The following is a 14,916-nucleotide window of genomic DNA, read 5'->3' as shown; positions in this document are numbered from 1 at the left end:
AAACCGGAGCCGCAACCGGGGTTAAAATGGCGGCATAACCAGCGCAAAGCGCTGTCTCATAACCGTGCCCCGGTACAGCATGTCCTTCATCAGAACGTCCCGCCCGACAAACAGGACCATCCCGGCAAGTACACAAGTATTCCCTGAAAGGTGCGGGACAGCGACGGTGCGTCTTTATCTGTCGTGGCAGTCATGAGCGTAGTTTGCTCATTTCGGAATTTGAATCCTGCCACGCAGCGACCCGAATGTCGGTTTCAATCAGAAGCCCGTGCTAAAGGTCAGTTTGGTCCGCAACTTGGTCATACCCCCTATCGAGATGGCTGCGGCTTGCAGTAATGGCCGCTTTTCATGCTGCGTTGCGATATGGGTTTCTCATCCAACAAGGAGACGGAGGTGCCGCAGGCGCAAACAGCAGGTTTTGATTGAGTCTGCTCTGGGCTCTCACCCGGCTTTCGCCGCACGCTACACGAAAGGCCGCTGTCGGGAAACGGGCCAGACTTTACAAATTTCGCTCTCTGCGTACAGAAGCCGTTTTCTCCGGGGAATTCGAACGGCTGGCTTTTCCCTCGGACAGGAGACAGCTTGAAAATTTGAAGTGTTCCTGCTTTTTCGGACAGTTTTGCGGCTCAGCTAAGATGCATCCGGGTTAGGTTTCATGCCGCTTGGTTCATCTGTATCGGGTCAAAGTATGCGTCGTCGGGAGTTCGTTTATCAAGCGCTGTGTGGGGCCGCTCAACGTTGTAGAACTCGATCCAGTTGTCGATGATGCGTTTGGCTTGGAAACCGTCCTGCAATTCGTGCAGGTAGACGGCCTCCTGCTTCAGGGATCGCCACAGACGCTCGATAAATATGTTGTCGAGGTATCGCCCCCGACCATCCATTGAGATTTTGATCTTGGCATCGGTCAGCGTAGTGATCCAGGCGGAGCCCGTGAACTGCGATGTCGTCGCTCCCATTCGCCGGGGGTTATCCAGCCACCGCGTGTGGATTTACCTGCGGCGGGCAGCGGGATCGCCAGCCAGAACCCGTTCTTTGAGCGGATCAGCGGCCCCGTGTCATGCGCCCCAATGATCTCAGGTGCCTTCGACCAGACCAGTGCCGCTGCATTCAGAGTGTTCCCGGCCTTTAGATAGGTCGCAAGCCGGATCGAATTTGCCAGTCGTCGACCCAGACCAGCGCCGGTGATCTGCGCCCGCCAGTCGGATTTCAGCCCGGTTCCGGCCTCGCGCATCGCGGCACTGACGGCCTTTTCCCCGGCCATCATGGGAACGAGGTTGGGGCAATGTCGAGTTTGAGCTTCAAATTTCCACAAACCTCATTTTCCGGCTATAATGTGCACTCATTTCAACTTCAGAACCGGGGAGGAAGCCGATGATTGATCGTCAAGCATATGTGGAGAAGGCAAAGGCGAATATCGACAAGTGGAACGCAGAGATCGACAAGATGCAGGCAAACGCCAAGGAAGCTCAGGCCGACGCAAAGATCAAATACGAGAAGCAGCTTGCGGAAATGCGCAAGCAGCGCGACGAGGCCGAGGCAAAGATGAAGGAGGCGCAGCAGGCGTCCGACGCCGCCTGGGATGATATGCGCAAAGGCTTTGAGCAGGCATGGGATAGCCTCTCGGAGTCGTTCCAGAGTGCGATGAAGCGGTTCAAATAACCAGACAATCTGCGATCTCGGTGCCTATCATTGTGGCGAGTTCGGCAGCAACGTCGGACTGAAGCATCGTGCGGGCCGAAGATCCAGTTTTCCGGCCAGCCGCTCGCGATCGCGCACGTCTATGCGCCGCGCAACCCGTGATCTGAAGGAGGTTGTAGCGAAGCAAACACTCGAATTCCGGCTGCTCAAAAAAGCATGAAAGACTCCTCTCGGCAGATTGCCTGGCAATCGCCTGCCGGGCAATGGACAAGGGCGACCAAGAATGAGGTGCGCCGCATCTGAGACGTTGGAGATTATCCAATTGGTCGTCCGATCGCATCCGTCAGCGCGTCTGACCTTTGCTAAGTTAGACATCCCGCGCACCACATTCTACCGTTGGCAACCACCAACCTCAGCTTCAGTGAATGGGCTCAGGTCTTAGGCGATGCAAAGATCACCGCTGCGTTCCTCGACCGGCTCACCCACGGCTGTCATCTTGGAGACCGGCAACGAGGGCGACCGCTTCAAAGTCGGCTCAGAGGCCGTGAAAAAATAACCAAGGAGACACCGCCACATTGACCAAAGCATAGACGCCGATAAATAGCCAAGAGGGGGTCAACTCTCCGTGACATTCAACACTCAAGCCAAACATTCGCCGCGGTATCCATGTTAAACGCGGCCGGAACACTGAGGCGATTACGTCGACCCACCTCAACCATCCGATCGGGCGGGGCGGCCGCCAATGGCGCCAGATCCCCAGTGTCCTCTAGCGCGATGACAGCTTGAGAAAATTCAGCCCGGCCAACAAGCAGCCCGGTCGAGTAGCGATACCGCCAGTAAAACGCTGCGATGTCGAATGCCGACGCCGGACTTCGACGTTAAACGCAACTTCAATGCAGGCCAGAGATTTGCTGCTGCTCACGGCTACAAGTGATACTAAAATCTCCACCGGATAAAGACCGCAATTCCCGTCGCAAGATCAGGCGGAGAGCCTTGTGCGAGCGAAAGGTCACATCCTCGCTGTTATGGGCGAGGATGTGATCCAGATCATGTGAATTTCCCGTGGCTTCCCACCTTTCGGCAAAGGCATCAAAGTCCAAGGACTAGGCTCGAACGAGCTTTTCGTAGTCTTCCGCAATCTCGCGGGTGATCGTACCGACCTCGAAGTTGAAGTCCGCGATCTCGCCCACCGGGGTCACTTCGGCGGCCGTGCCGGTCAACCAGCACTGTTCAAAGCCTTCCAGCTCTTCGGGCATGATGACGCGCTCATGCACCTTGATCTGCTTATCTTCGAGCATCCCGATCACCGTCTGGCGGGTCAGACCGTTGAGGAACACGTCGGCCTTCGGCGTGTGTACTTCACCGTCCTTGACGAAAAAGATGTTGGCGCCGGTGCATTCGGCGACATAGCCGCGGTAATCCATGAACAAGGCGTCCGAACACCCCTTGGCTTCGGCCGCATGTTTGGACGTCGTGCAGATCATGTAAAGACCCGCCGCCTTGGCATGGACCGGAATTGTCTCCGGGGATGGACGTTTCCATTTGGCGATATCGATCTTGGCCCCTTTGTGCTTGGCGTCGCCGTAATAGCTGCCCCATTCCCATGCCGCGATGGCCAGATGGACAGGGTTGCGCGCGGACGCGACACCCATGTCTTCGCCCGCACCGCGCCAGGCCACCGCCCTTACATAGGCGTCGGTTAGGCCATTGGCGGCCAGAACCTGCTGCTTGGCCGCTTCGATTTCGTCCACGGTGTAGGGAATTTGGAAATCCAGCTCGCCTGCCGAAAAATGCAATCTCTCCGAATGCTTGCGGCTCAGGAAGATCTTACCGTTATACGCACGTTCGCCTTCAAAAACGGAGCTGGCATAGTGCATGGCATGTGACAGGACATGGACATTTGCCGCTCGCCAGTCGACCAGCTGGCCGTCCATCCAGATTTTTCCATCACGATCATCATACCCAGCCATGTCAGCCTCCATTTTGCATTAGTTGCGCAATTATGTCCGGTGTGGTCATAAAGTTGCGCAAAACCTGCGATTCGATAAACCTTCACCCTTGGAATGTCAACAAGGCTGACATAAACTGCGTGAATAACAGGCAATCACACATGGGATCGACATGGCAGACGGACGCAACAGCGGGACCATTGGCGGCGAGAACCTGCTTTTTCTAACGGACGAGCAATTGCGTCAGGGGATCGAGGCGATGTTCTTTGCCTATCGCGGCTTCACGGCTGATCCTGATCGCATCCTGGCAGATTTGGCGTATGGGCGGGCGCACCACCGGGCGGTGCATTTCATCAACCGCGCGCCGGGCACTACGGTGAACAACCTGTTGAACATCCTGGGTGTCACGAAACAATCGCTGAACCGTGTGTTGCGCACCCTGATCGCGGATGGTCTAGTGGAAAGCAGGGTGGGCAAAACCGACAAACGCGAACGTCATTTGCATCTCACAGACGATGGCCGCGCACTGGAAAGCCGATTGTCGGATGCGCAGCGCGCGCGGATGCGATCCGCGTTTCGCGATGCGGGCCCGGATGCCGTGGCCGGATTTCGCACGGTACTGGAGGCGATGATGGACAACGAAATGCAACGCGCCTACACCAGACTGAAGGAGAGCGGTTCATGAGCAGCTTCGATACACATCTGCTGATCGTGGACGATGACGAACGCATCCGCATGTTATTGCAGAAATTTCTGATGCGGCAGAATTTTCTGGTCACTGCGGCGCGGGATGCCGCGCATGCGCGTCGGATTTTGGCGGGGCTGGATTTCGACCTGATCGTCATGGATGTCATGATGCCGGGCGAGGATGGAATCAGCCTGTGCCGGTCGCTGCGCGAAACCCACACGACCCCCATCCTGCTGCTGACCGCCAAGGGCGAGACCGACAACCGGATTGAAGGATTGGAAGCAGGCGCCGACGACTACCTTGCAAAGCCGTTTGAACCCAAGGAACTTCTGCTGCGGATCAATGCGATCCTGCGCCGTGTTCCGGAAGTCGCCGCCGATCAGGCAACGCCGAAAATCCTTGCCCTGGGTCCGATCCGCTATGACATGGAGCGCGGCGAGATGTGGCAGGGCGCCGACCTTGTCCGTCTGACCGCGACCGAGATGCAGTTGATGAAGATTTTTTCGGCCCAACCCGGGCAGGCCATCAGCCGCAGCCAGTTGGTCGAAGATCTGGGGCGTGACAGGGGGCAAGGGCAGGAACGCGCCGTGGATGTTCAGATCACCCGGTTGCGCCGCAAGATCGAAGAGAATCCGAAACAACCCCGCTACCTGCAAACGGTGCGCGGCACGGGATACATGCTGGCCCCCGATTGAAACGCTGTTTTTAGAGTATTTTGGGAACACTAAACGATGACCACGGCTTTTTTCACCCATCCCGATGGGCTGCAGCACGTGACGCCGCCCGGCGCGCCGGAGCAGGTCGCGCGTCTTGACTATATCTTGCGGGCCGTCGAGGATTTGCCTCTGACGCGGCTGGATGCCCCATTGGCCGAGGACGCATCAATCGCGCTCTGCCACCCACAAAATTATGTCGACATGATCCGCAGCAAAATCCCGGAGTGTGGGCATGTCAGCCTTGACGCGGACACGATTGTTTCTTCCGGCTCCGAAGCGGCTATTTGGCGTGCGGTCGGTGGCGCTGTGGCCGCGGTTGATCTGGTGTTGGACGGCAAGGCGGACAATGCGTTTGTTGCAATGCGCCCACCGGGTCACCACGCGGAACATGCCGTTTCCATGGGGTTTTGCGTTTTTGGAAATGTGGCGATCGCGGCCAAACATGCGCTGGATGTGCGTGGCCTGAACCGCGTCGCAGTGGTGGATTTCGACGTGCATCACGGCAATGGCACACAGGCCTTGTTGCAAGACGATCCGCGCGCCCTGGTGATTACATCGCAGCAAATGCCGCTTTGGCCCGGAACCGGGCTCGCGTCGGATCGGGGACCGCACCAAACCGTTCTGAACATCCCGCTGGCACCGGGCACGGATGGGGCCCATGCGCTTGCGGAATACCGGGCCAAGGTGTTGCCCGCCCTGCATGCCTTTCAACCCGAACTGATCCTGATCTCTGCCGGATTCGACGCCCATCAGGACGATCCGCTGGCCCAGTTGAACTGGACCGTGGACACCTACACGCAGATGACCGACATGCTGACGGATGCGGCCCGCACGCTTTGCAATGGCCGGGTGGTATCGGTACTGGAAGGCGGTTATGATCTGGACGCGCTGGCCGCCTGTGCCCGTGCCCACATTAAATCGCTGATAAAGGCTGCCCCATGACTGACCGCCCCGTAGACGAAATGAGCTTTGAAGACGCGATGGCCGAGCTTGAAAAGGTTTTGGGCCAATTGGAACGCGGCGACGTCGCCCTGGACGATTCGATCAAGCTCTATGAACGCGGCGCGGCGCTGAAGGCCCGGTGCGAGACCAAGTTGAAAGAAGCCGAAGAGAAAGTCGCCGCCATCACGCTGGATGCCGATGGCAACCCGACCGGACTGAAAGCCGCAGGCGACCTTTAACGTGTTTACCCAGAGGCTGACTGACGCCGCGACCGCCATTCAGGCGCAGTTAGACGCGGTACTTGGCACATTGCCGACCACGTCCATCGTCGATGCAATGTCGCACGCGACCCATGGCGGCAAGCGCTTGCGCGGCTTCATGGTTATGGAAAGCGCACGCCTGCATGGCATTGCGCCACTGGCATCGATCTGGCCAGCCACCGGGATCGAGGCTCTGCACGCCTATTCCCTCGTCCACGACGATCTGCCCTGTATGGACGACGACGACCTGCGCCGGGGTGCGCCTACGGTACATGTCAAATGGGACGAGGCGACCGCAGTCCTGGCGGGTGACGCGCTGCAAACCCTGGCGTTTGAGTTGGTCACCCGGCCCGAAGTCGGCATCGGTGACGTCCGTGCCGATCTGGCGCTGTCCTTGGCGCGCGCCTCTGGGGCGCAAGGTATGGTTCTGGGGCAGGCCCTCGATATCGCCGCAGAATCCGCAAACGCGCCGCTGACCCTGGACGAAATCACCGCCCTGCAACGCGGCAAGACCGGCGCGTTGATCGAGTGGTCTGCCACCGCAGGCGCGCGCATGGCCGGTGCCGACCTTTCGCATTTGCAAACCTATTCCCGCGCCCTCGGCCTTGCCTTTCAGATCGCCGATGACGTTCTGGATGTGACGGGCGATACCGAGACTGTGGGCAAAGCCACGGGCAAGGATGCGGACGCAGGCAAGGCCACGTTTGTGTCGCTCTTGGGACTGGACGAGGCGAAACGCCGCGCTGATGCGCTGGTGACCGTGGCCTGTGACGCCTTAAGTGTGTATGGAACGGACGCAGACATTTTGCGGGACACTGCCCGCTTTGTCGTGACACGCAAGAAATGAAAGCCGCCCATGTCTGACCGCCCCAAAACGCCGCTTCTGGATACCGTCACCCGCCCTGCCGATCTCAAACGGTTCTCTGATGGGCAATTGCGCCAGATCGCCAACGAAGTGCGGGCCGAAACGGTGTCTGCCGTGTCGGTCACGGGCGGACATCTCGGGGCTGGCCTCGGGGTTGTCGAACTGACCGTGGCGCTGCATGCGGTGTTCGACACGCCACGTGACAAGATCATCTGGGACGTCGGCCACCAATGTTATCCGCACAAGATCCTGACCGAACGGCGCGACCGCATCCGCACTCTGCGCCAGAAGGACGGGCTGAGCGGATTTACCAAACGCTCCGAGTCACCCTATGACCCGTTCGGCGCGGCCCATTCCTCAACCTCGATCAGCGCGGCGCTTGGCTTTGCCGTGGCGCGCGATCTGGGCGGCGTGATTCCCGAGGGGCTGGGCGATGCGATTGCCGTGATCGGCGACGGTGCCATGAGTGCAGGCATGGCCTTTGAGGCGTTGAACAACGCGGGCCATCTGAAAAAACGCATGATCGTGATCCTGAATGACAACGAGATGTCGATTGCGCCGCCCGTGGGTGCGATGTCGTCCTATCTGTCACGGCTTTATGCAGAACAGCCGTTCCAGGATTTCAAGGCTGCGGCCAAAGGGGCCGTGAGCCTTCTGCCGGAACCCTTCCGCGAAGGGGCCAAGCGGGCCAAGGACATGCTCAAGGGTCTGGCCGTGGGCGGCACCTTGTTCGAAGAGTTGGGCTTTAGCTACCTTGGGCCCATCGACGGGCACGATCTGGGCCAGTTGCTGCCGGTTCTGCGCACGGTCAAGGAACGCGCAACCGGCCCGATCCTGATCCATGTGCTGACCAAAAAGGGCAAGGGATATGCCCCCGCCGAAGCCGCCCGCGACAAGGGCCACGCAACGGCCAAATTCGATGTCGTGACAGGCATACAGAAAAAAGCGCCGTCGAACGCACCCAGCTACACCAGCGTCTTTGCGCAACACCTGATCAAAGAAGCGCAGGACGATGACAAGATTTGCGCTGTCACGGCCGCGATGCCCGATGGCACGGGGCTGAACCTCTTTGCCGAACGCTATCCCAGCCGCTGCTTTGACGTGGGCATTGCCGAACAGCACGGCGTTACGTTTTCGGCGGCACTGGCGGCGGGCGGGATGAAACCGTTCTGCACCATGTACTCGACCTTCTTGCAACGTGGCTATGATCAGGTCGTGCACGACGTCGCGATCCAACGCCTTCCGGTGCGTTTTGCCATCGACCGTGCCGGATTGGTTGGTGCGGACGGAGCCACCCATGCCGGCGCTTTCGACGTGGCCTATCTGGCCAATCTGCCGGGTTTCGTCGTGATGGCTGCGGCGGACGAGGCCGAACTGGCTCATATGGTTGCCACGGCAGCCGCGCATGATGACGGCCCCATCGCCTTCCGCTTTCCGCGCGGCGAGGGCACCGGTGTCGACATGCCAGAACGGGGTACACCGCTTGAGATCGGCAAGGGCCGCATCATTGCCGAAGGCACGGGCGTTGCCCTGCTCAGCTTTGGCACCCGTCTGGCCGAGGTCGAAAAGGCTGCCGAGAACCTGCGCGCCAAGGGGATCAATCCGACCATTGCCGACGCGCGCTTTGCCAAGCCATTGGACCGGGACATGATCCTCGACCTGGCTTCAAACCACGAGGCGCTGATCACCATAGAAGAGGGCGCAATCGGCGGCTTTGGCAGCCATGTGGCGCAATTGCTGGCCGACGAGGGTGTGTTCGACGAGGGTCTGAAGTACCGCTCGATGGTCCTGCCGGATATATTCATCGACCACGCAAACCCGGCCGACATGTATGCCGTGGCGGGCATGAATTCAGAACACATCGTGGCAAAGGTACTCGGCGTTCTTGGCATCGCATCTGTCGGCGAAGCGCGCGCGTAAGGGTTGTACCAGACGCGCGCGTCGGCTTACCTGTCACCATGAACATTCACAGCCGCCCCGTCCTTCTGTATCGCTGGTCCGTTTTTTTGATAGCGGGGGGATATTGCGTCTATCAGACGTTTTTTGGATCGTGGAGCGGGCCGGGCGGGCCGTTTCGCTATCTGACCATTTGGGCGCTGTTCCTGTCGTTCTATTCCGCCAGCCGGATGCTGGCGCTCAGCGACGACCGGATCATACGGCCGCATCAGGTGACAGCCATTTGCGCCTCGGTGCTGAACGTCATGGTGGTCTATCTCTATTGGAAGCTTTACTTCACCGACCCCTCACTTGTGAACAATGATGGCCCGGTCGATTGGCATCAGGAATACTACCTGCACGCCATCGGGCCCGCGCTTCAGATCTTTGACGCCCTCTTTGTCGGGCGGGTGTATCGGCGGGTCTGGCGGGCGATACTACCGCTGCTGGCGATCATCGCGGCCTATGTGGCGTGGGCAGAGCTGTTCGTGCAGCGGTTCAACGCCAAACCTGAGGGAAGTGTCACCAGCGGGCTGCCCTACCCCTTCCTCAACTCCATGGAGTTCAGCGAACGTATCGTATTTTATGCGGCCAATGGCGGAGTGGCCATGGCATTGCTTATTGTGTTCGGACTTGTCGGTGCTGTTTTGTATCGCGTAGTGCCGGACTATAGCCGGGCCTGACAATCACTCACTGTCTTTTGCCAAGAGCGCCGCAAGGCCTTCGCGATAGCTGGGATACTGCAGCTTCACGCCCAGCTCCGTCTTGATTCGATCATTCCGCACGCGTTTGCTTTCGGCATAAAAACTGCGGGCCATGGGCGTCATCTCTGCCGTCTCGAACGGGATCGCGGGCGGGACAGGAAGGCCAAGTAATTCCGCGGCATGGGCAATCACATCCTGCGGCGGGGCCGGATCATCGTCACAGACATTGTAGGCGGTGCCGGGTGACGGGCGCGCAACCGAGGCCGCGACAACCTGCGCGATATCCTCCACATGGGTACGCGAAAACACCTGACCCTCCTTGATGATCCGGCGTGCCGTACCTGCGCGCACCTTGGCAAAGGGGCCGCGACCGGGGCCGTAAATGCCCGCCAGCCGAAAGATATGCAAAGGCAGATCAGGGATCGCGGCCCAGGCGGCCTCGGCCTCCTTGCGCCACTGCCCGCGGCGGGTCGATGGTACGAGCGGCGTGTCTTCGTCTACCCAGCCGCCTTGATGATCCCCGTAAACGCCCGTGGTCGACAGATAGCCGACCCATTCGTACCGTGACGCGTGTTTGCGGATCAGATCACCGACCTCGTTCAAAACCGGATCCCCCTCCGCTGTGGGCCCGGCCGAGATCAAAAGATGACTTGCCTGCGTCAAGGCTTCGGTTACGTCATCCCCCGGAAAGATCAGCGGCGCGAGTCCCTGCTTCGCCAGTTTTTGGGCCTTCTCTGCGCTGCGTGTTGTGCCGATGATGCGCCAGCCCTGCGGCACAAGCCGTTTGGCGAGCGCCTGCGCTGAATAGCCGTGGCCAAATGAAAGAAGCGTTTTTGTCATACCCAATAGGTGGCCCGATTGCCGGGGCAGGGCAAGCCTCTTGCCAAAATCTGTGTCCGGGCGCTTAATGTCCTGATGCCAGACAAACCTGACCTCGAAAGCGCCTATGCGCTGCAAACACCCGAAGACTCGCGCAAGCTCTATGCAGTTTGGGCCACCACCTATGATACAGATTTTGCCGAACAGAGCGGCTATATCCTGCATGAACAGGTGGCGCGGCACTTTGCGCTGATGGGCGGCTTTGGACCTGTGCTGGATGTGGGAGCGGGCACGGGCCTGTGCGGAGAAGCGTTGCGGGCCCGCGGCATTGAACCTGTAGATGGCACCGATATCTCGGCTGAGATGCTGGAGGTCGCGGGCAAGAAGGACACCTATCGCAACATCTTTCCCGGCGACATTCTGGCCGGTCTGGAGGGGACGCAGGACAGCTATCAGGGCGCCGTCAGTGCGGGCACCTTCACCACTGGCCATGTCGGGCCGGATGGCATCGACACGGTGGTGCATGCCGTCAGACCACGCGGTTGGATCGTCCTGTCGGTCAACGCCAAACACTATCGCGCCGCCGGGTTCGAAGCCAAAATGGCAGAGCTTGCAGCCACGATCACGGATGTCTCAGCCACCGAAGTCGCGATCTATGGCCCGGACGCAACAGGCCCGCATGCCAAGGACGTGGCCCTCCTGCTGGCCTTCCGCAAAGCCTGAGCACGCGCACCGGACCGGAAGCCCGCACCTTGCTGCCAGGCGTTTCACCGCCAAAAGCGGACGTTGTGAAAGCAGCCCGTGGATTTGACGACCCCCGATCCAAGCGGGTCCTTACGGCGGACATGGCTTGCTGACGCCCCCCCCTCCGACCGCGCTAGCCGCGGACGGATCGGCCTTTGCGTCACACTGACGGGCGGGCCATATCCACATCAACTGGCATAGTTCGACCCTTCTTCGTCAAGGATCGCCTTGAGCTCGGCCAGATGGCGTTCGTCCTGTTCGGGGTAATTCTCGATTTCTTGCGCGGTCTTTTCGGCCACGTCATCGGGGATCAGACGCAACGGCTTGCCGGTTTGCAATGCCAGCAGGTAGGTCTGACAGGCCCGCTCGAAATAGAACATCCGGTTGAACGTGTCGGCCACCGTATCGCCCAGCACCATGATGCCGTGATTGCCCATCACCATGACCTTCTTGCCGGGGTCATCGAACATCCTGGCGCATCGCTCGCCCTCTTCCTCGAAGGCGAGGCCACCGTAATCCCCATCGACCACGACGCGGTTGTAAAACATGCATCCGTTCTGATCGACGGGCGGCAGGGTGCTGTCGGCAAGGGCGGCAAGGGCCGTGGCGTAAGGCGAATGCACATGCATGGCACAGCGCGCATGGGCGCAGAATTTGTGCATCCCGCCATGCAGGCCCCAGGCCGTCGGGTCCGGCGCATCCGGTCCTTCCATGCTGGCCGGGTCATTGGCATCCACCACGATCAGGTCCGATGCCTTGATCCGCGAAAAATGCATCTGGTTGGGGTTCATCAGGAATTTCGTGCCGTCGTCGTTGATGGCCAGCGAAAAGTGATTGGCCACCGCCTCGTGCATGTTCAGACGGACCGTCCAGCGAAAGGCGGCGGCAAGATCGACCCGTTCCTGCCAGTGGTCCATGTTTGGGCGAAGGTCTGTGACGGTCATACTGAATCTCCCTTGCGGTTTCCGGCAAGCGTGCAGGAATTACGGGACAAAGATCAACCTCAAAGGCTGGTCTGATTGCGACACAGCGAAACGGGCAGGTGCACGGGTGGTGTCTCACGATTGGCAGTCTACCTCAGGGCGTGACCAGCTTTCTCTTCGGTTAGTGCGATTGGTGCGGTTGGACAGTCCTGTTTTTCATCTCGTCTCAGTCTTGGCTTTCTGTCCGCCGCATCAGCGACCCTTCGGGCGGATACTGAAGGCTTCCGCTTATTTCTGCTTTCGATTGCCATTTAAAAACTGGAAAAGGCAGGTCTCCGGAAGCGCACAATTTTTCTACGGTAGCCTTCACGTGCGCGACGCGCTTGGCCTCCAGACCTTCGTCTTGGGCAGCGTCATGCACCACGGACGAGGAGATCGGCGTAGATCGTGAAGCCGGAGAGCAGGTTCTGCGAGGTTGGTTGCGCCGCCAGCGCAAACGTGATGCGGCGGATATCGAAGCTCGCCCGCACCCCTGTGAGCGGAACGGACAGTTGATGGAGCAGGATCAAAATGGGGCCTACCAAGAGCAGCCCCCACGGGTCTCCGAATGCCAGATAAATCAGGATGCGGTTGAGACCACTTACCTGCTCGGCCTTTCCCTATGCCCCGACCAATCAAGTGCCAGCGGGGCATGAAAGCCCCGAAAACCAGAAGGATCGGAGCGATGCTCACAAGGAGGAGCGTGGTCCCTTCCGGAAGGCCCAGTTCCTTGCAAAAGCTCAGGACCCTCCGCGACGCAGCACGCCGCCCAGAGATGAACACCGTGCGCAGTCGGGGGGGCGGGGTGTGCTTCGTTTTGGGTCGTCCCCGCACGATTTGAATGTCCCCGGACTGACTGTCTTCGAATCATTGCCCGCGCGGCACGCGCCCGTCGGCTACGCCATACACATGTCTGTCGGACATTGGATCGCTGCCGACCACCATGGGGCTCGTCTTGTTCAAGGTTCAGCCTGCCACCACCGTCGCACCGAGGGATGCGATTAGATCCGAGCAAAAAACATAAGGCGAGAAGGCACATGCGACGTGCAGGATCAAACGCCGTTATCCCCCGCCCAGTGTTCATTAGCGCTGATAGACCGCGGTGAGTTCGGCGACCGGCGCGCCACCCTCGTCGAGAAACTGGAGAGTTGTTCCGGTTTGCCGCAGAGATCGGGTTGCCTCCAATACAGCGCGCAGACTGTCTTCGCTGGCATCGAGCGGGGGCGGACAGGCCATCATCGTGCTCGCACCCGGCCCGAAAGTCAGGGCGTCGCCTGCACGGTCGTATCCACCAATGAGTTGGTTGCAACCAACGGTCGCACGGAACCGCATGTCCGGTGTGTCCAAGAGGACAACATGCGGCGCGCGACTATCGGGCAAGGTTTGTACCGGGGCGCCCATCAGGCTGTCGATCCGCCAATAGGTATTGCTCAGCGATGCCTGCGACTGCCTTTGCTCGCAACTTTCTCCTGGAATGACCCGGTTGAAACGCTCCACGACAAGGCTGGTCCGGTCGGGGCCTTCCATTGCCGGGCGAGACGCCAGCCCCCCCGTGACATGAACCAGGAGCGGCGCGCCGGGTGCCGATTGCGCATCGAGATAAGCGCGCTCCAGCGCAAGGTAGTCGCCGTCCTGCACGATTGGGTACCGCACGCCGGACAGGCATTCCTCGAAAATCGCGGCGTCGGCAAAGTAGGTCATCATGCCCAGCAGGGCCATGCCGTTCAATTCCGTAGGATCAAGCGTGCCATCGCTTGTCAGGTCGTAGGGCAAGTCCGACAGGATGGGGTTACCGGCCATATCCATCTGTCTGAGACGGTCGGGGCCTCTGATCTGCCAGAACAGCGGCATTTCGGCGGCCCCGTACAGAACGATGGCATCGCGCACCGGATCGGCATACCACCGCCCGATTTCATCGCGGGTCAGTGCGCCCTCCGCACCGCCCAACCATTCGCGGCGCAGATGATAATATTGCCCGGGCCAAAGATCGAGATGGTGGCGAATCCCTTCGCAATCGGCGCAGGGCAGCGTGCCGCGAAAGCTGGCGGGCAAGCGCAGACCGTGAGCGCCGATGTTCGGTCCAACATCGGCAGTTGCGTTTCCGGAAACCATCTTGAGCACCACGTCCACGCTTGCCGGGTCACCGTCTCCTAGGACGTGCGTGACCGTATCCGTCGTGAACAGGAGTTCTCCGTTGCGGCGGATGGTGGCCCGCAAGGCATAGATCGCTCCGGGGTCCAGCGTCGCCGGATCATATTCGATCGCGAAGCCGATGGGGGATTGGCCGGGTGCGTCGATCGCCGTGCGCGCAACGATGTTGGCTGACGCATCGGCGCGCGAGACGTCCTCGACCACCGCCTCGAAAGTGACGCCTGCGGGCAGCGCGATCCTTTCGCGGATCAGGGCAGTGCCGCGGAGTGTTTCCGCCAGTGCGGAAGTGCTGGCCAGACAGGCAAGCACGACCATCAAGAAGCCAATCCCGCGCGGGCGGTCCGGGTCACGTTTTTTCCGGTTGACGGTCGTATTTCGGTCAAGCATTGAATCCTCGTCCCGTTGCATATCTCCGAAGGCACAATCCCGGGGACAGTGCATGTCCGCATGTTTCGCGATGACGGCCATTTAGGCAGCACACCCATTAATTCTTGTTTGATTGCATAGTTTTGTGATTCAGTTTCGTTCAAACAACGGGCGGGA

15 protein-coding genes and 2 pseudogenes are annotated in these 14,916 nt (G+C 59.8%); 10 read left to right on the top strand and 7 right to left on the bottom strand.

Going from position 1 to position 14,916, the window contains the following annotated elements; translation table 11 throughout:
• Window positions 1-653: 653 nt before the first annotated feature.
• Together LC354_RS21840 and LC354_RS21835 are read right to left on the bottom strand one after the other, a co-directional pair.
• The gene (locus LC354_RS21840) at window positions 654-956 is read right to left on the bottom strand and encodes an integrase core domain-containing protein (RefSeq protein ID WP_399204110.1); all 303 of its coding nucleotides are present in this window, start codon (window positions 954-956) and stop codon (window positions 654-656) included.
• Window positions 944-1,302 (bottom strand): annotated as a pseudogene (locus LC354_RS21835) (DUF6441 family protein); the annotation flags it as partial. The gene LC354_RS21840 and the pseudogene LC354_RS21835, both read right to left, overlap by 13 nt.
• A 69-nt stretch (window positions 1,303-1,371) precedes the next feature.
• On the opposite strand from LC354_RS21835, the gene LC354_RS21830 reads away from it, so the two are divergent.
• Window positions 1,372-1,659 carry a sll1863 family stress response protein gene (locus tag LC354_RS21830; RefSeq protein WP_223427867.1) on the top strand — a complete coding sequence of 96 codons (288 nt, stop codon included), beginning with the start codon at window positions 1,372-1,374 and terminating at the stop codon, window positions 1,657-1,659.
• A gap of 375 nt (window positions 1,660-2,034) precedes the next feature.
• Window positions 2,035-2,228 (top strand): annotated as a pseudogene (locus LC354_RS21820) (ATP-binding protein); the annotation flags it as partial.
• Window positions 2,229-2,741: 513 nt separating this feature from the next.
• Here the strand turns inward: LC354_RS21820 and LC354_RS21815 are convergent.
• Complete coding sequence (locus tag LC354_RS21815; protein ID WP_223427865.1) at window positions 2,742-3,608, bottom strand: branched-chain amino acid aminotransferase; 867 nt, start codon at window positions 3,606-3,608, stop codon at window positions 2,742-2,744.
• Window positions 3,609-3,759: 151 nt separating this feature from the next.
• Between LC354_RS21815 and LC354_RS21810 the strand changes: the two genes are divergently transcribed.
• The 7 genes from LC354_RS21810 to LC354_RS21780 are packed head-to-tail and all read left to right on the top strand — an operon-like array spanning window position 3,760 to window position 9,676.
• On the top strand, window positions 3,760-4,272 hold the full coding sequence (locus LC354_RS21810; RefSeq protein WP_223427864.1) for a MarR family winged helix-turn-helix transcriptional regulator: 513 nt from the start codon (window positions 3,760-3,762) through the stop codon (window positions 4,270-4,272).
• Entirely contained in the window at window positions 4,269-4,970 is a 702-nt protein-coding gene (locus tag LC354_RS21805) for a response regulator (protein ID WP_223427859.1), read from the top strand. The genes LC354_RS21810 and LC354_RS21805 overlap by 4 nt, the downstream gene beginning before the upstream one ends.
• Window positions 4,971-5,006: 36 nt before the next feature.
• Window positions 5,007-5,933: a histone deacetylase family protein gene (locus tag LC354_RS21800; RefSeq protein ID WP_223427857.1), complete on the top strand. Its 927-nt coding sequence runs from the start codon at window positions 5,007-5,009 to the stop codon at window positions 5,931-5,933.
• Window positions 5,930-6,172: an exodeoxyribonuclease VII small subunit gene (locus tag LC354_RS21795; protein ID WP_223427855.1), complete on the top strand. Its 243-nt coding sequence runs from the start codon at window positions 5,930-5,932 to the stop codon at window positions 6,170-6,172. The genes LC354_RS21800 and LC354_RS21795 overlap by 4 nt, the downstream gene beginning before the upstream one ends.
• 1 nt (window position 6,173) lies before the next feature.
• The gene (locus LC354_RS21790; RefSeq protein WP_399204106.1) at window positions 6,174-7,040 is read left to right on the top strand and encodes a polyprenyl synthetase family protein; all 867 of its coding nucleotides are present in this window, start codon (window positions 6,174-6,176) and stop codon (window positions 7,038-7,040) included.
• A 9-nt stretch (window positions 7,041-7,049) separates the two neighbouring features.
• On the top strand, window positions 7,050-8,978 hold the full coding sequence (dxs, locus tag LC354_RS21785; RefSeq protein WP_223427853.1) for a 1-deoxy-D-xylulose-5-phosphate synthase: 1,929 nt from the start codon (window positions 7,050-7,052) through the stop codon (window positions 8,976-8,978).
• 38 nt (window positions 8,979-9,016) lie between these two features.
• On the top strand, window positions 9,017-9,676 hold the full coding sequence (locus LC354_RS21780) for an androgen-induced gene 1 family protein (protein ID WP_223427846.1): 660 nt from the start codon (window positions 9,017-9,019) through the stop codon (window positions 9,674-9,676).
• 3 nt (window positions 9,677-9,679) lie between these two features.
• On the opposite strand, the gene LC354_RS21775 is transcribed toward LC354_RS21780, so the two are convergent.
• A complete protein-coding gene (locus LC354_RS21775; RefSeq protein WP_223427844.1) occupies window positions 9,680-10,537 on the bottom strand; it encodes an SDR family oxidoreductase in 858 nt (285 codons plus the stop codon).
• Between the two features lie 75 nt (window positions 10,538-10,612).
• On the opposite strand from LC354_RS21775, the gene LC354_RS21770 reads away from it, so the two are divergent.
• Complete coding sequence (locus tag LC354_RS21770; RefSeq protein WP_223427842.1) at window positions 10,613-11,239, top strand: class I SAM-dependent DNA methyltransferase; 627 nt, start codon at window positions 10,613-10,615, stop codon at window positions 11,237-11,239.
• Window positions 11,240-11,448: 209 nt separating this feature from the next.
• Here the strand turns inward: LC354_RS21770 and LC354_RS21765 are convergent, their stop codons facing one another.
• From LC354_RS21765 to LC354_RS21755, 3 genes are all read right to left on the bottom strand, one after another.
• Window positions 11,449-12,204 (bottom strand): class II aldolase and adducin N-terminal domain-containing protein, encoded by a 756-nt coding sequence (locus tag LC354_RS21765; RefSeq protein ID WP_223427840.1) that lies wholly within the window; start codon window positions 12,202-12,204, stop codon window positions 11,449-11,451.
• A 392-nt stretch (window positions 12,205-12,596) separates the two neighbouring features.
• Window positions 12,597-12,752: a hypothetical protein gene (locus LC354_RS21760; protein WP_223427838.1), complete on the bottom strand. Its 156-nt coding sequence runs from the start codon at window positions 12,750-12,752 to the stop codon at window positions 12,597-12,599.
• A 553-nt stretch (window positions 12,753-13,305) separates the two neighbouring features.
• Window positions 13,306-14,760, bottom strand: a complete 1,455-nt coding sequence (locus tag LC354_RS21755) for a YbaY family lipoprotein (RefSeq protein ID WP_223427837.1) — start codon at window positions 14,758-14,760, stop codon at window positions 13,306-13,308.
• Window positions 14,761-14,916: the final 156 nt, after the last annotated feature.

This window comes from Tateyamaria pelophila (assembly GCF_019966495.1).
GTDB classification, from domain to species: Bacteria; Pseudomonadota; Alphaproteobacteria; order Rhodobacterales; family Rhodobacteraceae; genus Tateyamaria; species Tateyamaria pelophila.
The sequence above is the reverse complement of the archived record's forward strand: the minus strand, read 5'-3'. Positions and strand labels throughout refer to the sequence as shown.